Below are 18,123 nucleotides of genomic sequence, written 5' to 3' on the forward strand. Positions count from 1 at the left end.
CGGGTTTAACCGGGTGTCACCGCACTGCAAAAATCAATTCGGATGACGATTCGTATCTCATCCCTCGGCGGGGGCTTTTCGGAACGCCTGAAGGCGTTCGCGCAGGCGGGCGGCAAGGCCCGGCTTGTTGACCTGCCGGGCGCGGCCGATGGCCAGCGCATCCGCCGGCACGTCCTCGGTGATGACCGAGCCGGTGCCGACATAGGCGCCGTCGCCGATGGTGACGGGCGCGACCATCAGGCTGTTGGTGCCGATGAAGGCGTTGGCGCCGATGGTGGTGCGGTGCTTGTTGAAGCCGTCATAATTGCAGGTGATGGAGCCGGCGCCGATATTGGTGCCCTCCCCGACCGTGGAATCGCCGACATAGGACAGGTGGTTGACCTTCACCCCCCGGGCGAGCTCGGCGTTCTTGATCTCCACGAAATTGCCGATGTGCACGCCCTCCCCCAGCGCGGCGCCGGGGCGCAGGCGCGCGAAGGGGCCGGCCGAGACGCCGGCGGCCAGCGTCGCGCCCTCGATATGGCTGAAGGCGCGGATGACGACGCCGTCCGCTACCGCGACGCCGGGGCCGAACACCACGTTCGGCTCGACCACCACGTCGCGGCCGAGGCGGGTGTCGGCGCTGAAGAACACGGTTTCCGGCGCGACGAGCGTGGCGCCGCCCTCCATCGCCGCCCGGCGCAGCCGCTGCTGCAGCACCGCCTCGGCCTCGGCGAGCTGGGCGCGGGTGTTGACGCCGGCGACCTCGCCGGCCTCCGCCTCGCTCACCGCCGCGGTGCGGCCGCGGGCGATGGCCGCCTCCACCGCATCGGTGAGGTAGTACTCGCCCTTGGCATTGGCGTTGCCGATGCCGGCCAGCAGCTCCAGCGCCAGGGCGCCGTCGAGCGCCATCAGGCCGGCATTGCACAGGTCGATGGCCTTTTCCGCCGGGCTGGCGTCCTTCTCTTCGCGGATGGCGACGAGACGCCCGTCCTGCGTCACCAGCCGGCCATAGCCGGCGGGATCGGCGGGACGGAAGCCGAGCACGGTGACGGCGGCCCCCTGCGCCAGCGGCGCGCGCAGCGCTTCCAGCGTCTGCGGCTGCACCAGCGGCGTGTCGCCATACATGACGAGGATGTCGTCATAGCCGCGCGCAATCGCCTCGCGGGCGGCGAGCACGGCATGGGCGGTGCCGAGCCGCTCGCGCTGCACGAACACGCCGGCGTCCGGCGCGACGCGCGCCACCTCGGCCGCGACGCGGTCATGATCGGGGCCTATGACCACCGCGATCTCGGCGGCGCCGGCCGCCCGCGCCGTCTCCAGCACATGGCCGACCATGCTGCGGCCGGCGACCTTGTGCATGACCTTCGGCAGAGCCGACTTCATGCGCGTGCCTTCTCCGGCGGCGAGGACGATGACGAGCAGGCGGCGCATGCGCTTATTCTCCGAATGGCGGGCGCCCGTATGTACCGCAGCGCCGCGGCTGCCGGGAAGCCGCAGCCGGAAAGACCGGGAAATTCCGGCCGTTGAATGGCGGCCGCCGCCGTGGCATCCAAGGGCGACTGTACCGGGCGCCCGCACAGGGCGCCCGCACGAGCCGAAACGAGGAGCCGACGATGAGCCAGCGCAATTTCATGCCGGGCGCCCGCGCCTGGAACGTCATCCTGGTGCTCGGCGGCTTCGCGCTCGGCTGGGCGATCTACATGCGCTACGCGTTGGTGGAGCAATCGGCGGTGGGGCTGGCCTGCCTCGGCGTCGAGACCGGCACCTGCACCGTGCGCGCGGCGGTCATCCAGCTGTTCGGCTATTCCGCCTTCGGCATCCTGGCGCTGGCGACCTCGGCGATCCAGCTGATCCGCCCGTCCGTCCCGATGTTCACGATCGCCGCCATGGCCACCGGCGCCGGGCTGGTGATGTACAACAACAACCTGTCCGGCGTGGCGGCGGGCCTGCTGCTCATCTCGTTTGCGCGGCCGTGGCGAGGCGCCAGAGGCTGAGCGCCATCACCACCAGCAGCGCGCCGGTCCACAGGCCCTGCCAGTTGGCGAGGGTCTCGTTGACGACGATGTAGAGGCCGCTGCCGAGGAACACGGCGGCGGCGATCTTTTCCGCCGCCGACGCTTCGGCGGTGATGCGGGGCGGCGCCAGCAGGGCATAGAAGGCGAAGGCCATGACGATGGGCGTCAGGCCGGCAAACTGGAAATCCTTGTAGCGCGGGTCGAACACCAGCCCGAGCGCCACATGCGCGATCAGCACCACGGCGGCGGCGAGCAGCAGCGCCATCACCCGCTCCACCGGCGCGGCGCTGCGGCGCACCTCGCCGTCCAGCACCTGGGTGAGCGCCGCCGCCCTCGCCTGCCGGCCGACCGCGAAGGCGGCGGCGAGCGGGACCAGGACCGCAAGGGCGAGAATCGAGCCGCCGCGGATCCAGCCGCCGACGCCGAGGCTCTCCACCGGCACCGAGACGAAGGCGCGGCCGATGGTCAGCCCGGAAAACAGGGCAATGCCGGACACCGCCAGCCAGCGGCGGGCGTCCATGCCCGCGAGGCGTCCGCCGAAGGCGCCGGCGGCGAACACGCCCAGCGCCAGCAGCACGCCGAGGAGCGCCTGGCGCAGCCAGGCGGGATGATCGGACACCGCCTCGCCCCAGCCGAACTTGAAGTCGCGGCTATAGGCATCGAGGAAGCCCCAATGGCCGCCGACCGTGCCCTCGGAGGCGCGCTTCCACGGCTGGTCGAACGCCTCGATGACGTTGATGCGGTAGCCCTTGTCCTTGGCGAGCGCCAGCAGCTCCTGGATCACCATCGCCTGGTTGGAGGGGGACGGCAGCGCGCCCTCGCGCATGCGCCCCTCGCTCGGCCAGCCGGTCTCGCCGATCAGGATCTGCTTGCCCTCGAACACCTTGCCGACATGCTCGCGGATCTCGCCGATATGGGCCGCGGACTTCGCCGCCGACACCGGCAGGTCCTCCCAGAACGGCAGAATGTGCACGGTGACGAAGTCGACATATTGCGCGAGCTCGCGATTGCGCTCCCAGAACTCCCAGACATCGGCATAGGTGACGGGCACCGGCACCTTCGACTTCACCTCGCGGATCAGCGCCGCCATGCCGGTGGCGGACTGCTCGCCGCGCAGCAGCACCTCGTTGCCGACGATGACGGCGTCGATGACGTCGGGATTGTCCTGCGCCGCCTTCACCGCCGCATCGATCTCGACGCGGTTCTTCTCCTCGTTGCGGCCGATCCAGATGCCCTGCAGCACCTTCAGCCCGTGCTTGCGCGCCATGGCCGGCACGACGTCGAGGCCCATCTCGGTGGAATAGGTGCGCACGCAATGGGTGATCTTCGCCAGCCGGGCGAAATCGTCGTCGATCTGCTCGGGCGGAATGACCAGCCCCTCGATGAAGGGCGACTGGCCGGGACGGAACGGCGCATAGGACACGCAGGGCATCTTCTCCCCGGCCGCCAGCGGCGTGGCCGGCATCGGCACAGGCTGTCCCAGCCAGGCCCAGACGGCGACGATCACCGCGCTGACGAGGGCGGCGAGCGGGAGGGCGATGCGCATGCGGGAGATCTCCAGCGGCGGGACAGGAAACGGCACCGGTTGGGGTAGCCGCGCAACATGGCGAGCGCAAGGGGGCCGCAGCGGGGTGGCAAAACCGTGTCCGCGCGCCCATTCTCCCCGATCCCGATGAAGATGGGGGGAGCCATGCGCGGGTCTTAATCGTCCGGTGAGCACAGTTACGCACAACGAGGCGGCATGGGCGCCGCGATGCTGACAAATTCAGCAGCTTCACCTAGTGTCTTCGAGCCCGTTCGGTTTTCCTCTCGCGTGTGACGAATTCTTCCATGTTGTGCTCCGTACGCCCCTTCGCCGCCGCTCTGTTCGGCGGCCTCCTCCTTACGGCCGCCGTCACCGCTCCGGCGTTCGCGCAGAACAGCGCTTCCGAGCAGAAGCCGGCCGAGCAGCAGTCGCCGGAAGAGCAGGCCAAGGAAGCCCAGCGCCGGTCGATCGAGGAATATAACGAGGCGGCCAAGCTGCCGGGCAATGCCGGCCTGCCGGAATGCGTGTGGAGCGGCCGGCGCATCGCCATGCTGCTGTGGCGCGACGACGTCGACACCGCCAAGCGCCACATGGAGCTCTATGAGCGCTTCGGCTGCCCGACCGAGCACCTGAAGATCGCCTTCCGCTGCCTCGTGCGGCAGGGCAACATAGATCCCAAGGCGCAGGAGCGGCTTTCCGAGCGCGTCCACGCCTGCTGGGTGAACCCGGATTCCACGCCCGCCGCCCCGGCGGCCCCGGCCGCGGCGCCGCCCGCGCAATGATTTGAGCCCAATGATTTCATGGCGTGGCCCCAGCCTCGACATGCCGTCGCCACAGACGGGAACCATCTTCCCCTCCGTGCGTTTGAAACAGGCCGCAGGCACGAATCGCTTTTTTTGCGATGCAGCCATGCGGATGCTGCAAAAGCGTAGAGTTTAAATTATATATTCGCCCGTTACCTCTCAAAAGCTGGTGGGTAGTTCCATGCGTCCCGCTGTTCGTGTCGCTGCCGCTGCGATTGCGGTAGTCACGTCCGTGCATGCCTTCATGTGGCTCGCGATGCGTTCGGAGGCGACAGCCCCGGCGATCCCCGACCGTTTGGCGAGCATGTCCTTCGCCCCCTATGGGCGCGACGCGAACCCGGACAAGGGCGAGCCGACGACCGAGGCCCAGATCCGCTCCGACGTGGAGGCCGTGGCGCCCTACACCAAGGCGGTGCGTACCTACGCCTCCACCGGCGGGCTGGAAAACGTCGCCCGCATCGCCTCGGAAAAAGGGCTGAAGACCACTGTCGGCGCGTGGCTCGACATGGACGAGGACCGCAACGCCCGCGAGATCGCCAACGCGGTCGACGCGGCGAAGAAGAACGCGAACGTCGTCGGCATCGTGGTCGGCAACGAGTCGATCCTGCGCGCCGAGCGCACCCCCGAGCAGCTGATCGACACCATCCGCCGCGTGAAGCGCGAGGTGAACGTTCCCGTCACCACCGGCGAGACCTGGGACGTCTGGCTCGAGCATCCCGAGCTGGTTTCGGCCGTCGACTACATCGCCGCGCATATCCTGCCCTATTGGGAAGGCGTGCCCGCCGACCAGGTGGTCGACCGCACCATCAACATCTACAACCGCCTGCGCGCCGCCTATCCCGGCAAGCGCATCGTCATCGCCGAGTTCGGCTGGCCGAGCGCCGGCTACAACCGCGACGCCGCGGTGCCGGGCGAGCTGATCCAGGCGCAGGTGATCCGCGACTTCGCCGCGCGTGCCGACGCGCAGGGCATCGACTACAACCTCATCGAAGCCTTCGACGCGCCGTGGAAGAGCTTCGAGGGCTCGGTCGGCCAGTACTGGGGCATGCTCGATGCCGACCGGCACCTGAAGTTCCCGCTCTCGGGCACGATCACGCCGGTGAGCTACAACGCCACCGCCGCCATCGCGCTGCTGTTCGGCATCGCCTTCTCGCTGCCGCTGTTCCGCTTCGCCCGCCTGACCTTCACCCAGGCGGCGGTGATGGCCGGCGCGGCCAATCTCGTCGGCGCGTGGATCGCCACCGTCACCGACCACTGGCTGACGCACTATGTCATCGGCGGCAACAAGATCACCTTCGTGGTCTCGATCGTGCTGCTGGTGCCGCTGGTCATCGTCATGCTGTACCGGGTCGAGGAGCTGGCCACCATCGCCTTCGGCCGCCGCCCGCGCCGGCTGATCAACAATATCGACGGGCCGATGCCGGCCCGCACGCCCAAGGTGTCGATCCACATCCCGGCCTACAAGGAGCCGCCGGAGATGCTGAAGCAGACGCTCGACAGCGTCGCCCGGCTCGACTGGCCGAACTATGAGTGCCTCGTCATCATCAACAATACGCCCGACCCGGCCTTCTGGGAGCCGATCGAGGCCTATTGCCGGCAGCTCGGCGAGCGCTTCAAGTTCATCAACCTGCCCAAGGTGGAAGGCTTCAAGGCCGGCGCGCTGCGCGTCGCCATGGAGCAGACCGCGCCCGACGCCGAGATCATCGGCGTGATCGACGCCGACTATGTGGTGGCGCCGAACTGGCTGCGCGATCTCGTGCCCACCTTCGAAGACCCGACGGTGGGCATCGTGCAGGCGCCGCAGGACCACCGCGACGCCAACCGCACCCTGCTGAACGAGGCGATGAACACCGAATATGCCGGCTTCTTCGACATCGGCATGGTCCAGCGCAACGAGCACGACGCCATCGTGGTGCACGGCACCATGTGCCTGATCCGTCGCGCCGCCATGGTGGAGGCCGGCGACTGGTCCAGCGACACCATCTGCGAGGACACCGATCTCGGCCTGTCCATCGTCGAGCGCGGCTGGAAGAGCCACTACACCAATGCCCGCTACGGCTGGGGCCTGCTGCCGGACGACTTCGCCTCGTTCAAGAAGCAGCGTCACCGCTGGGCCTATGGCGGCATGCAGATCATCAAGAAGCACTGGCGCCGCATGCTGCCGAACGGCGGCACCCGGCTCAACGCCGCCCAGCGCCGCGAATTCTCGATCGGCTGGGTGAGCTGGCTCGGCGCCGAGAGCATCGGCGCGCTGGTGGCGGTGCTGTCGCTCCTGTGGGCGCCGGTGGTGCTCGGCCTCGGCATCGCCGTGCCGCAGCGCATCCTCACCGTGCCGATCGTGTTCTGCTTCGGCATCTATGTGCTGCATTTCTGCGCCCTCTACCGCCTGCGGGTGGCGACCACGCCGCTGCGCATGCTGGGCGCGGCCTTCGCGGCGATGGCGGTGCAGTTCACCGTCGCCAAGGCCGTGTATGACGGCTTCCGCTACAAGGACCTCGCCTTCGCCCGCACCGCCAAGGGCTCGTGGCTGGCCGGCGCCGCCCGCGCCTTCCCGGCGCTGCCGGAGGCGGTGATCGGCGGCGGGCTGATGCTCAGCGCCGTCGCCCTGCGCATGACCAACTGGCATGCGGTGGTGGAGGTGAACCTGTTCGCCCTGGCGCTGGCGATCCAGGCGCTGCCCTTCCTCGCCGCCGCCTTCATCGGCTGGCTGGAGGGCTCGAAGTACAACGAGTTCGCCACCTGGACGGCGCTGCGCACCCGTGCGCTCGCCCTGCTGCCGGGGCGCACCGCCCAGCCGCTGCCGGTCGGCGTGACCGTCGGCACCTCGGTGGCCGAGCGCAACCCGGCCGGCCCGCAAATGTGAGCCGGGCCGCCGGGAACCTCCCGGCCGCCGGAGAGAGACTATCGGGACGCCGGCTCCTCGCGGGGCCGGCGTTCTGCTTTTGACGGCGCGGGGGCGGGCGGTGGCGGCCGGTGCGCTCAGGATCGTTGCGGAAGGGCGGCGCCTCGGCGGGCCGCGTGTGTCACGCCGTGGTCTCGGCGAGGATCGCCCATTGGCCGTCCTGCTCGACCAACGCCTCGCGGATGCCGGCGCGCGTCACCACGTCCTCCGCCATGCGGGCATAGGCGGCGCCGGCGGCCTCCAGCGAGCGCACCCAGAGATAAGGCACGGTCCGGCCGATGAGAGGACCGAGATCGGCCTGCGGCTGCCGGTGGGCGTGACTGTCGGCACCTCGGTGGCCGCGCGCAACTCGGCCGGGCGGTAGAGACGAGATCGTGCAGCCGGAACGATCGGGCCGGCGGGCGGGCAGGGAAACGCCGGTCTCCTGCGGGCCGGCGTTTTTCTTTGGGCGATTGGGGGGCCGATGGCATGACCGGGATGTCGGATCCGTCCCGCGGCTCTCTGCAAGGTCCATCCTTCGAGGCTCGCTGCGCTCGCGCCTCAGGATGAGGGTGCTCTTGCGTGAAACGCTTCCGTCGTCATCCCGGATGGTCGTAAGGCCGATCCGGGGATCGCGAAACTCGGCGAGCCATCCCGGCTCTGCGCTGCGCTCCGGCCGGGTGGCAGCCTTCGTCGAAGGCGCCGCCATGCCGAGAAATCGAGGCATCCATGGCCGCTCCATAGCGCCCCTCATCCTGAGGCGCGAGCGCAGCGAGCCTCGAAGGATGGACCTCTTGATGCGTTCAGTGCGCCCGACGAGCGTCCTTCGAGGTCCAAGCGTGGGGGCCGATAGACGCGCCCCGGACGACGGCGGCAAGCGCGTTGTCAGACAGAAGAACCCAGCCAATGAAAAAGGCCCGGAGCGGGCTCCGGGCCTTGATCGATCGTCGCGACGGCGCGCGCGCCTCACTCGGCGGCGCGGACGTCCGGCGCGGTGGCTTCGGCGGTGAGTGCGTCGAGCGCCTCGTCGAGGCCGGCGGCCGTCTGGTTCGGCGAGCCGAGGCGGCGGATGGAGACGGTGCGCTCGGCCGCCTCCTTGCGCCCGACCACGATCAGCGCCGGCACCTTGGCCAGCGAATGCTCGCGGACCTTGTAGTTGATCTTCTCGTTGCGGGTATCGAGCTCGACGCGCAGGCCGCGCTTCTTCGCCAGCGCGACGATCTCCCGGGCATAGTCGTCGCCCTCGGAGGTGATGGTCGCCACCACCGCCTGCACCGGCGCCAGCCACAGCGGGAAATGCCCGGCGAAATGCTCGATCAGGATGCCGGTGAAGCGTTCCATCGAGCCGCAGATGGCCCGGTGGATCATCACCGGCGTCTTCTTGCCGCCATCGGCATCGACATAGAAGGCACCGAACCGCTCCGGCAGGTTGAAGTCGATCTGGGTGGTGCCGCACTGCCATTCCCGGCCGATGGCGTCACGCAGCGTGTATTCGAACTTCGGCCCGTAGAAGGCGCCTTCGCCCGGCAGGATGCCGGTCTTGATGCGGCCGCCCGACTGCTCCTCGATCTGCTTGAGGACGCGGCTCATCACCTCCTCGGCATGATCCCACACCTCGTCGGAGCCGACGCGCTTGTCGGGGCGGGTGGAGAGCTTCACCACGATCTCGTCGAAGCCGAAATCGGCATAGGTCGAGAGGATGAGATCGTTGATCTTCAGGCACTCCGCCGCCATCTGCTCCTCGGTGCAGAAGATGTGGGCGTCGTCCTGGGTGAAGCCGCGCACCCGCATAAGCCCGTGCAGCGCGCCGGAGGGCTCGTAACGATGCACGGCGCCGAATTCCGCAAGCCGCATAGGCAGATCGCGGTAGCTCTTCAGGCCATGCTTGAAGATCTGCACATGGCCGGGGCAGTTCATCGGCTTCAGCGCGTAGACGCGGTCATTGTCCTCGGTGTTGCCGGCGGGCTGCACCTTGAACATGTTCTCCTTGTACCAGCCCCAATGGCCGGAGGTCTCCCACAGCGAATGGTCGAGCACCTGCGGGGCGTTGACCTCGTCGTAATCGGCCTTCAGGCGCCGGCGCATGTAGCTGACGAGGTTCTGGAACAGGCTCCAGCCCTTGGGGTGCCAGAACACGACGCCCGGCCCCTCCTCCTGGAAGTGGAACAGGTCCATCTCGCGGCCGAGGCGGCGGTGATCGCGCTTCTCCGCTTCCTCCAACTGGTGGAGATAGGCGTTGAGCTCCTCATCGGTGCGCCAGGCGGTGGCGTAGATGCGGGTCAGCATCGGGTTCTTGGCGTCGCCGCGCCAATAGGCGCCGGCCACCTTCATCAGCTTGAAGGAATTGCCGATCTTGCCCACGCTCGGCATGTGCGGGCCGCGGCAGAGGTCGAACCACTCGCCCTGCTTGTAGATCTTGATCTTCTGGTCGGCGGGGATGGCATCGATCAATTCGACCTTGAACGCCTCGCCCTTCTCGCCGAAGACGCGCTTGGCCTCGTCGCGCTCCCACACCTCCTTGGTGAAGGGGGCGTCGCGGGCGATGATCTCGCGCATCTTCTTCTCGATGGCGGCGAAATCCTCCGGCGAGAACGGCTCGTTGCGGAAGAAATCGTAATAGAAGCCGTTCTCGATCACCGGGCCGATGGTGACCTGCGTGCCCGGCCACAGCGCCTGCACCGCCTCGGCCAGCACATGGGCGGCGTCGTGGCGGATGAGCTCCAGCGCTTCCGGGCTCTCGCGGGTGACGAGCTCGAATTTCGCGTCGGCGGCGATGGGATCGGAGAGGTCGCTCAGCACGCCGTCCAGCTTCATCGCCAGCGACTTCTTGGCGAGCGACTTGGCGATGGAGGCGGCAACCTCGGCGCCGGTGGTGCCGGGAGCGTACTCACGGACGGCGCCATCGGGGAAGGTGAGATGGATCATGGTCTTTTCTCCCGCCCACTCCTGCGAACCACGCAGGTAGGCTGTTCTACGTGACGTGACCGGCGGGCCGTCGCCCGCCATCGCTCAGGCCCGGCGGGTCATTTCGACCATTTGCCTGGCGCCCGCGCGTAGCGCCACGGCATATACCACGCGGCTTTCGGCGGCAATTCGACCGGCACCGCCTCGAAGCCGGACCCGCCCCAGGGATGGCAGCGGCAGATGCGCCCCGCCGCCATCCAGCCGCCCGCCCAGGCGCCGTGGCGGGAGATGGCCTGATCGGCGAATTCCGAGCAGGTCGGCAGATAGCGGCATTGTCGACCCATGAAGGCGGACAGCGAATAGCGATAGAAGAGAATCGGCACCCGCAACAGATTGCGGGGCAGGCGCCGGAGCGCCGTCGCGACATCCACGCGCCTGTTCATGACCGCCACCCCGCACCCCTATCGGGGAACCGGCGGCGCCTCCGCGCATTATCGACCGGCCCTGGGAGCGTCGAGACGGGAGCTTGCCTCATATGACCACCACGCTGCGCCTCATCCTCGTTGCCGGCCTGACGGCCCTGGTGCCGCTTGCGGGCGTGCTGCCCGCCGCCGCCCAGGATCAGGCGCCCGCCACCCCGCCACCTGCTTCGCCGGCACCGTCCGCGCCACCGCCCCCCGCGGCATCGCCCCCCGGGCCGGCCGGCGGGACCCAGCCGGCCCCTTCGGCGGCGAAGTCGCCGGAGGTGGACCCGGATATGCAGCGCGTCGCGGCGTGCAAGCAGCGGGCGCTGGAGAGGCTCAAGGCGGTGTCGCCCTCCGTCGACGACATCTATATCGACGTCGACGGCCTCACCATCGCCACCGCCAACAGCAAGATCGGCGAGACGGCGGTCAACGGGGTGATCATGGGCGAGGCCTATATCCAGCGCGACCGCAAGGACGAGCCGAACCGCTTCCTCTGCCTCACCGGCGCCAAGGGCGAGGTGCTGTTCACCTTCTTCACCGTGCGGTGAGGTGCCCTACTCCGCCGCCTCGGTCGCCTGCCGCGCCTCGATCTGGTCGATGGCATCGACCACCGCGTCGAAGGTCAGCAGGGTCGAGGCGTGGCGGGCCTTGTAGTCGCGCACCGGCTCCAGCACCGCGAGCTCGCCCCAGCGCCCTTCCGGCGCCGGGCCGTTCTCCTTGAGCATGCGGCGCATCGTCTCGCGGACGGCGCGCAACTCCTGCGCGGTCGCGCCCACGACATGGTCCGCCATGATCGAGGACGACGCCTGGCCGAGGGCGCAGGCCCGCACCTCATGGGCGAAATCGGTGACGACCCCGTCCTTCATGGCGAGATCGATGGTGACGGTGGAACCGCAAAGCTTGGAATGCGCCGTTGCAGTGGCATCCGGCGCCGCAAGGCGACCGAGCCGTGGTATATCGGCGGCAAGCTCGAGGATGCGGCGATTATAGACGTCGTTGATCATGAGGGCGACCGTAGGAGCAGCTTTGCGCAGAATGGTTGGTTGCGACGCGGCATGTGTCCCTTATATAGGAAAGCGGGATCGTGGCGGAAGAAGCTCCGGTCCCGTCCGTGCCCCTGCGCATCGGGTGGGCGGCCGCTCCCGGCCTTCCTCATCCCGCATGGCGACTAAACCGGTGACACCCCGGCGCCCGGTTACCAATGCGCCGTCGAACGGAGTTCGTCATGGATGCCGTGCTGAATGCCCTGATGCGTAGTGCCAAGAACGAAACAGGAGGCCTCGATGCCTCCCCTGCTCCCGCCCCGCAGAAGCCCAGCCGCGAGGAAGCCGAAGCGGCCGTGCGCACCCTGATCGCCTGGGCCGGCGACAACCCGGAGCGCGAGGGGCTGATCGACACGCCCAAGCGCGTGGTGCGCGCCTATGAGGAACTCTACAAGGGCTACGCCACGCCGCTGGAGAACGTGCTGGACCGCACCTTCGGCGAGATCGGCAATTTCGACGACATGGTCGTCGTGCGCGACATCGTGTTCTATTCGCACTGCGAACATCACATGGTGCCGTTCATGGGCAAGGCGCATGTCGCCTATTTCCCGGTGGAGCGGGTGGTCGGCCTCTCCAAGATCGCCCGCGTGGTCGACATGTATGCCCGCCGCCTGCAGACGCAGGAGCACATGACCTCGCAGATCATCACCGCGCTGGACGAGACGCTGAAGCCCCGCGGCGTCGCCATCCTCGTCGAGGCCGAGCACATGTGCATGGCGATGCGCGGCATCCAGAAGCCCGGCGCCTCCACCGTCACCATGCAGTTCACCGGCGTGTTCCGCGACGACCCGCAGGAGCAGGTGCGCTTCATGAACCTGATCCGCGGCGCGCGCTCGTGAGCGAGGCGGCGAACTGGTTCGCCGCCGCCGGTGACAAGGCCGCGGTGGAGGAAGGCGACCGCCTCAGCCCCAAATTCGATGCCGACGGCCTGATCACCGCTGTCGCGGTGGATGTGCGCGACGGCGCGGTGCTGATGCTCGCCCACATGAACGCGCAGGCGCTGGCGCTGACCATCGCGAGCGGCTTCGCCCACTATTACAGCCGCTCGCGCCGCAAGCTGTGGAAGAAGGGCGAGGAAAGCGGCCACCTGCAGAAGGTGGTGGAGCTGCGGATCGACTGCGACCAGGACGCGGTGCTGATGCGCGTCGAGATGGCCGGCAGCGGCGCCGCCTGCCATACGGGGCATCGCTCCTGCTTCTTCCGCTCCATCCCGCTGGGGGCGACCCCGACCCCGGAGCTGCGTCTCGTCGTGAATGACGGCGGCAAGCTTTTCGACCCGCAGAAGGTCTACGGCACGCCGGACAAGACCGACGTGCCGCGCTTCTGAGGCGCCTTGCAGGGGCCGCGCGGGGCAGGCGCGCCGCAGGCTCCACGCGATCCGAAGGGCGCGCCTCCGCTGTCGATTGCGGCGATCGGCCTCACGTCGACAGGATGTATTCCCGCATCGCCGAGCTCTCGCGCTCGAATTCCGCCAGGCGATGCTTGACCACGTCGCCGATCGAGACGAGGCCGATGAGCTTGCCGGCCTGTACCACCGGCATGTGGCGGAAGCGGCCGGCGGTCATCTGCTCCATGAGCTGCGGCACCGTCTCGTTGGAATCGCAGGTCACTACCTTGGTGGTCATGACCGCGCCCACCTCGTCATCAAGCCGTTCCGGGCCCTCGAGGCCGATCACCCGGACAAGGTCGCGTTCCGAGAGAATGCCGATGACCCGTCGCTCGCGGTCGGTCACCACCAGGGCGCCGATGCGCTTCTGCGCCATCACCTCGGCCGCCTCGCGCAACGTGGCGCCGGCGCCGATGGTTTCAACATTGTAGCCCTTTTCTTCCAAGATGGACCGCACGGTCATGCTTGCCTCCTTCCCGGCGGGCATCATCCGTCGCGTGATGCCCGGTTTGTCGGGCGGATCGTTTCCTCGTCCGCCAGCGTCGAAACGTCCCGTGGCGTCGGGGCGTTCCGTAGCGGGAGATGATGGTTCCTAATGAGCCGGACGGCAATAGGGTTGGATTGCCGCGCTTCGGGACCGCGTGGTGCGGTACCGGTTCAGTCGGCGTAGCGGCGATCGCCGGGGGTGCGGCGCACCGGATCGAACAGCGGGAAGGCGAACAGCCCGGCGAGGAAGCCGCCGATATGCGCCTCCCAGGCCACGGAGCCGGAGGCGATCCCGCTCGGCGCGCCCAGCCCGAAGGCGATGTTGATCGCGAACCACACCGCCACGAAGCTGATCACCCGCCGGTCCCGCAGCACCCGGCCCAGCGGCGGCGCCGGCATATGCGCCGCATGCTGGGCGGTATCCGCGCGCCAGGCCGCGTAGCCGTCGGTGGCGAACATGAAGCGCAACGCGGCCGCCATGCAGCCGGACACCGCCGCCGAGGCACCGATCATCGGTATCGGCTCGCCGGCATGGGTGAGCAGATGTAGCCCCGCGCCGGCCGCCGCGGTGAACAGGAAGAAGACCAGGAAGCGGCCGGCACCGAAGCGGCGGGCCACCGGGGACCCGAAGGCCAGAAGCCACAGCGCGTTGATGCCGACATGCATGAAATCGGCATGCAGGAAGGCATAGGTGACGAAGGTCCACACATCCGCCCCGCTGCCGCCCGGCAGCACGCCATCCGCGAAGACGGTGGCATCGAAGCGGGCGGGAATGAAGGCGAACAGGGCGAGGATCTCGACATCGAGCTCCTCGCCGACCAATTGGCGCACCAGCTGGATGGCGACGAGCAAAGCCACGAGCACGACGATCACCGCCGGCACGTTGAAGATGGGCTGGTGCCGGGGATCGGCATGTCGGGTCGCGTCAAGCACGCCGATCACATAGGCGTCCCGCGCCGACTCGGCAAGCGCCGCCCGCCCCGCGCCTGCCCGACGAGTGTAAATAAAATGCCAGCCCCAATGGTTAACAAGCAATAGAAAACCCGTTAACATTCCCTCGCCTCAGTCATTACGAATTCCGCGCTTCGCTTAGACCAAGATCAAAATCTCTCTGGCATGATCTCATCATGGACAGGGAAATGGAGTTCGCGATGATGAAGAGCCTCACAGGGGCCCTGGTCGCGGTGGCGGTAGCGGTTCTGGCGGTGCCGGCCATAGTGGCGCCGGCGCGGGCGAGCGAGGCGGTGGCGATGCTGTCGCCCTTCGCCGCCAACATGGCCGTCAGCGGATCGACCTCGACCCCGGTGGGCTATGCGCGCTTCTGCGAGGAACTGCCGCGCGAATGCGACAACGGCAACGGCAAGGCCGGCCGCGTCGTCGTCAACGAGGCGGAATTCCTCCAGCTCAAGCAGGTGAACGACGAGGTCAACCGCCGCATCCAGCCGATGACCGATCTCGATCATTACGGCGAGGTCGAGCGCTGGACCTTTGCGGAAGACGGCTACGGCGATTGCGAGGAATATGTGCTGGTGAAGCGCCGCGAGCTGATCGGGCTCGGCTGGCCGCCGGAGACGCTGCTGATCACCGTGGTGCGCGACAAGAAGAATGCCGGCCATGCTGTGCTCACCGTGGTGACCGACCGCGGCGACCTCATCCTCGACAACCAGGAAGCGCCGATCCTGCTGTGGCACGAGACCGGCTATCGCTTCGTGAAGCGGCAGGCGCAGGGCAACCCGAACCACTGGGTGTCGCTCGGCGACGTGCTGGCGCCGGCCACCGTCGGCCGCGCCAGGTGAGGCCGGCAGGCGGGGCGGGCCCCCTCTCCTGCCCCTTGCGGCGCGTGTCGGCCGCGTGCCGCGATGGTTGACGGCTCCTGAAGATCTCCGGCGGATTTACATAAAAGAAACGCTCCCGACCGATTGGCGGGAGCGTTTTTTGTTTAACAGGCCCTTGCGATGACTTGCCCGCGTCGCGGGCAGCCATCAGTCGACGCGCTTCAGGCCTTCGGCGAAGCGGCGCCAGTTGCGCACGTAATGCGCGGCGGTGCCGTGGATGCGCGCCTGCCATTCCGGGCCGAGCTCGCGGATCGCCTTGGCAGGGGCGCCGACGATCAGCGAATTGTCGGGGAATTCCTTGCCCTCGGTGATCAGCGCCCCGGCCCCGACGAGGCAGTTGCGGCCGATGCGGGCGCCGTTGAGGATGGTGGCGCCCATGCCGACGAGGCTGTTCTCCCCGATCGTGCAGCCGTGCAGCATCGCCTTGTGACCGATGGTGCAGTCCTCGCCGATGGTCATCGGGAAGCCGGGGTCGGTGTGCAGGACGCACAATTCCTGGATGTTCACCCGGGCGCCGATCGAGATCCGCTCATTGTCGCCACGGATGACGGAGCCGAACCACACGCTCGCCTCGTCGGCGAGCCCCACATTGCCGATGACGGTGGCATCCGGCGCGATCCAGAACCGCCCGAGAGCGGGCAGGTCCGGCTGGACGCCGTCCAGGGCGTAGACCGGCATCGGTCAATCCTCGAGGTCGGTATCGAGGATCGCCATCTGGAAATTATAGGACAGGTCGCCGTCTTCCTTGTCCTCGAACATCACGCCGATGAACTCGTCGCCGATATAGACCTCGGCCGAATCCTTCTTCTTCGGGCGCGCGACGACCTTGATCTGCGTGTTGTTGAACAGACGACGCATATAGGTCTGGACGCGCTCGAGATCCTTCTTTTCCAAAACCGTGCTCCCACGATGGTGTGTCGGGCCGCAGCCACGTCCCCGAGCCTTGCCATGCCCCGGCGCCCGGCGCAACCGCGCCGGCGCGACTTCCCCGGCTCAGATCGACTCGCCGAGGAAGGGCAGGTCGAACAGCTGGTCCATGCTGCGCGAGGGGTCGCAGCAGGAGCCGGTCTCGCCGACGATCCGCGCCGGCACGCCGGCCACCGTGGTCTTGGGCGGCACCGGCTTCAGCACCACCGAGCCGGCGGCCACGCGGGCGCAATAGCCGATGTCGATATTGCCCAGCACCTTGGCGCCGGCGCCGATGAGCACGCCGCGACGGATCTTCGGGTGGCGGTCGCCATGCTCCTTGCCGGTGCCGCCGAGGGTGACACCCTGGAGGATGGAGACGTCGTCCTCGATCACCGCCGTCTCGCCCACTACGATGCCGGTGGCGTGGTCGAAGAAGATGCCGCGCCCGAACGGCGCCGCCGGGTTGATGTCCACCTGGTAGCAGACGGAGGCGCGGCTCTGCAGATAGAGCGCGAAGTCCCGCCGGCCATTGTGCCACAGCCAGTGCGCGAGGCGATGGGTCTCGATGGCGTGGAAGCCCTTGAAGTAGAGCAGCGGCTGCAGCGCCCGGTCGGTCGCCGGGTCGCGGTCGCACACCGCCATGATGTCGGCGCGGATGGCGACGCCGATCGACGGATCCGCCGAGAAGGCGTCGTCATAGGCCTGGCGGATCAGTTCCGCCGGCACGTCGGCATGGTCGAGCCGCTGGGAGATGCGGTGCGCCACCGCCTTCTCCAGCGACTGGTGATGCAGCACCGTGGAATAGACGAAGCTGGCCAGCGCCGGATCATTGGCCGCGACCTCCTCCGCCTCCTGGCGGATACGCGACCAGACCGGGTCGACCTTCTCGATGAGGGAGCGCGTCGCATGGTCCGCGCGGGAGTTCACTAGCTGCACCATCGGCTTCCGTCCTGTCTTCCGCCCGGGGGCGAGGCGGTCGGCTTCGAGGCCGCCGCAATTTGTCATGGTTCTAGCACAGTCGCGGCGGGCGGCCTATCGGGTCCGGCCCTTCGCCCGCGCCGATCCGCGGGGATTCGCGCCGTCTCACGGATGCCGCGCGAGGAACTCCAGCGCCGCCTGCTTGAACACCTTGTCGCCCACCGCCAGCATGTGGTCGCGGTCGGGAATATCGACCACCTCGGCGCCGGGGATCAGTGCCGCGAGCGGGCGGGCGGCGCCGGACACCGCGTCGCGGGTGCCTATGGCGATGAGGGTCGGCACCGCGATGCGGCCGACCTCCTCGCGCGTCAGCGTGCGGCGCGAGCCATAGATGCAGGCGGCGAGCGCCCGGCGGTCGCTCCTGGTCTGCTCGGCGAAGGCCCGGAAGGTGCGCCCGGTGGGATCGGTGACGTCGTCGAGGCTGTCGGCGAGCAGCGCCTCGGCAACGGTGACCGGCAGGCCGGCTCCCTCGACCAGATGAATGCCGATGCCGCCGAGGATCAGCGCACGCACCCGCTCGGGCGCGGCCAATGCGAGGCAGGCGCCGATGCGCCCGCCCATCGAATAGCCCATGACATCGAAGCGCGGCAGGCCGAGATGGCTCATCAGCGCCAGCACGTCGCCGGCCATGATCCGGGGATCATAGGCATCCTGATCGTAGAGCTTCACCGAGGCGCCGTGGCCGCGATTGTCCATGGCGACGACGCGACGCCCGGCGCGGGTGAGCGTCGACACCCAGCCGGGACCGACCCAGTTGATCTCCTTGGTGGAGGCGAAGCCGTGGATGAGAACGATCGGCTCGCCCTCGCCCTCGTCGAGATAGGCGAAGTCGAGGCCGTCATGGGAGAAGGTCGGCATGGCAGCAATGGGCTCCGGCGAAGCGGGACGGCGATGGGAGCCGGCAAGCT

Annotated in this window: 19 protein-coding genes; 7 read left to right on the forward strand and 12 right to left on the reverse strand. The window is 68.3% G+C overall.

Annotated elements, in window-relative coordinates; genetic code table 11:
* Window positions 1–57 precede the first annotated feature (57 nt).
* Window positions 58–1,413 carry a bifunctional UDP-N-acetylglucosamine diphosphorylase/glucosamine-1-phosphate N-acetyltransferase GlmU gene (gene glmU / locus KHC19_RS05825; protein WP_213351391.1) on the reverse strand — a complete coding sequence of 452 codons (1,356 nt, stop codon included), beginning with the start codon at window positions 1,411–1,413 and terminating at the stop codon, window positions 58–60.
* Between the two features lie 182 nt (window positions 1,414–1,595).
* Here glmU and KHC19_RS05830 point away from each other — a divergent pair, with 182 nt between their 5' ends.
* The gene (locus KHC19_RS05830) at window positions 1,596–1,976 is read left to right on the forward strand and encodes a hypothetical protein (protein ID WP_213351393.1); all 381 of its coding nucleotides are present in this window, start codon (window positions 1,596–1,598) and stop codon (window positions 1,974–1,976) included.
* Here KHC19_RS05830 and KHC19_RS05835 read toward each other — a convergent pair.
* Window positions 1,936–3,543, reverse strand: coding sequence for a glycoside hydrolase family 17 protein (locus KHC19_RS05835; RefSeq protein WP_213351394.1), 1,608 nt, complete (start codon window positions 3,541–3,543; stop codon window positions 1,936–1,938). The two genes, KHC19_RS05830 and KHC19_RS05835, sit on opposite strands and share 41 nt — an antisense overlap.
* Window positions 3,544–3,827: 284 nt before the next feature.
* Here KHC19_RS05835 and KHC19_RS05840 point away from each other — a divergent pair, with 284 nt between their 5' ends.
* Complete coding sequence (locus KHC19_RS05840; RefSeq protein WP_213351395.1) at window positions 3,828–4,304, forward strand: hypothetical protein; 477 nt, start codon at window positions 3,828–3,830, stop codon at window positions 4,302–4,304.
* Window positions 4,305–4,629: 325 nt separating this feature from the next.
* Window positions 4,630–7,188, forward strand: coding sequence for a glycosyltransferase (locus KHC19_RS05845; protein WP_246548292.1), 2,559 nt, complete (start codon window positions 4,630–4,632; stop codon window positions 7,186–7,188).
* A 160-nt stretch (window positions 7,189–7,348) separates the two neighbouring features.
* Here the strand turns inward: KHC19_RS05845 and KHC19_RS05850 are convergent, their stop codons facing one another.
* From KHC19_RS05850 to yidD, 3 genes are all read right to left on the reverse strand, one after another.
* Window positions 7,349–7,495, reverse strand: coding sequence for a hypothetical protein (locus tag KHC19_RS05850; protein ID WP_213351398.1), 147 nt, complete (start codon window positions 7,493–7,495; stop codon window positions 7,349–7,351).
* 677 nt (window positions 7,496–8,172) lie between these two features.
* Window positions 8,173–10,131 (reverse strand): threonine--tRNA ligase, encoded by a 1,959-nt coding sequence (thrS, locus tag KHC19_RS05855; RefSeq protein WP_213351400.1) that lies wholly within the window; start codon window positions 10,129–10,131, stop codon window positions 8,173–8,175.
* 98 nt (window positions 10,132–10,229) lie between these two features.
* Window positions 10,230–10,553: a membrane protein insertion efficiency factor YidD gene (gene yidD / locus KHC19_RS05860; protein WP_213351401.1), complete on the reverse strand. Its 324-nt coding sequence runs from the start codon at window positions 10,551–10,553 to the stop codon at window positions 10,230–10,232.
* Between the two features lie 92 nt (window positions 10,554–10,645).
* Between yidD and KHC19_RS05865 the strand changes: the two genes are divergently transcribed.
* Window positions 10,646–11,125 carry a hypothetical protein gene (locus KHC19_RS05865; RefSeq protein WP_246548294.1) on the forward strand — a complete coding sequence of 160 codons (480 nt, stop codon included), beginning with the start codon at window positions 10,646–10,648 and terminating at the stop codon, window positions 11,123–11,125.
* 6 nt (window positions 11,126–11,131) lie between these two features.
* On the opposite strand, the gene KHC19_RS05870 is transcribed toward KHC19_RS05865, so the two are convergent.
* The gene (locus tag KHC19_RS05870) at window positions 11,132–11,581 is read right to left on the reverse strand and encodes an iron-sulfur cluster assembly scaffold protein (protein ID WP_213351402.1); all 450 of its coding nucleotides are present in this window, start codon (window positions 11,579–11,581) and stop codon (window positions 11,132–11,134) included.
* A gap of 221 nt (window positions 11,582–11,802) precedes the next feature.
* On the opposite strand from KHC19_RS05870, the gene folE reads away from it, so the two are divergent.
* Together folE and hisI are read left to right on the forward strand one after the other, a co-directional pair.
* Window positions 11,803–12,459: a GTP cyclohydrolase I FolE gene (gene folE / locus KHC19_RS05875; RefSeq protein ID WP_213351403.1), complete on the forward strand. Its 657-nt coding sequence runs from the start codon at window positions 11,803–11,805 to the stop codon at window positions 12,457–12,459.
* Window positions 12,456–12,947, forward strand: coding sequence for a phosphoribosyl-AMP cyclohydrolase (hisI, locus tag KHC19_RS05880; RefSeq protein ID WP_213351404.1), 492 nt, complete (start codon window positions 12,456–12,458; stop codon window positions 12,945–12,947). Before folE ends, hisI begins: the two co-directional genes overlap by 4 nt.
* 91 nt (window positions 12,948–13,038) lie before the next feature.
* Here hisI and KHC19_RS05885 read toward each other — a convergent pair whose 3' ends face one another.
* Both KHC19_RS05885 and KHC19_RS05890 read right to left on the reverse strand, forming a co-directional pair.
* Entirely contained in the window at window positions 13,039–13,470 is a 432-nt protein-coding gene (locus KHC19_RS05885; RefSeq protein ID WP_213351406.1) for a CBS domain-containing protein, read from the reverse strand.
* 194 nt (window positions 13,471–13,664) lie between these two features.
* Entirely contained in the window at window positions 13,665–14,435 is a 771-nt protein-coding gene (locus tag KHC19_RS05890) for a rhomboid family intramembrane serine protease (protein ID WP_343207660.1), read from the reverse strand.
* Between the two features lie 209 nt (window positions 14,436–14,644).
* Between KHC19_RS05890 and KHC19_RS05895 the strand changes: the two genes are divergently transcribed.
* Window positions 14,645–15,289, forward strand: coding sequence for a transglutaminase-like cysteine peptidase (locus KHC19_RS05895; RefSeq protein ID WP_213351410.1), 645 nt, complete (start codon window positions 14,645–14,647; stop codon window positions 15,287–15,289).
* Window positions 15,290–15,475: 186 nt separating this feature from the next.
* Here KHC19_RS05895 and KHC19_RS05900 read toward each other — a convergent pair whose 3' ends face one another.
* From KHC19_RS05900 to KHC19_RS05915, 4 genes are all read right to left on the reverse strand, one after another.
* The gene (locus KHC19_RS05900) at window positions 15,476–16,006 is read right to left on the reverse strand and encodes a gamma carbonic anhydrase family protein (protein WP_213351412.1); all 531 of its coding nucleotides are present in this window, start codon (window positions 16,004–16,006) and stop codon (window positions 15,476–15,478) included.
* 3 nt (window positions 16,007–16,009) lie between these two features.
* A complete protein-coding gene (locus KHC19_RS05905) occupies window positions 16,010–16,222 on the reverse strand; it encodes a DUF3126 family protein (RefSeq protein WP_213351414.1) in 213 nt (70 codons plus the stop codon).
* Window positions 16,223–16,321: 99 nt separating this feature from the next.
* Entirely contained in the window at window positions 16,322–17,176 is an 855-nt protein-coding gene (gene cysE / locus KHC19_RS05910) for a serine O-acetyltransferase (RefSeq protein WP_213351416.1), read from the reverse strand.
* A gap of 144 nt (window positions 17,177–17,320) precedes the next feature.
* Window positions 17,321–18,073: an alpha/beta fold hydrolase gene (locus KHC19_RS05915; RefSeq protein WP_213351418.1), complete on the reverse strand. Its 753-nt coding sequence runs from the start codon at window positions 18,071–18,073 to the stop codon at window positions 17,321–17,323.
* Between the last annotated feature and the right edge of the window lie 50 nt (window positions 18,074–18,123).

This window comes from Ancylobacter oerskovii, from assembly GCF_018390555.1.
In the GTDB taxonomy this organism is placed as follows: Bacteria; Pseudomonadota; Alphaproteobacteria; order Rhizobiales; family Xanthobacteraceae; genus Ancylobacter; species Ancylobacter oerskovii.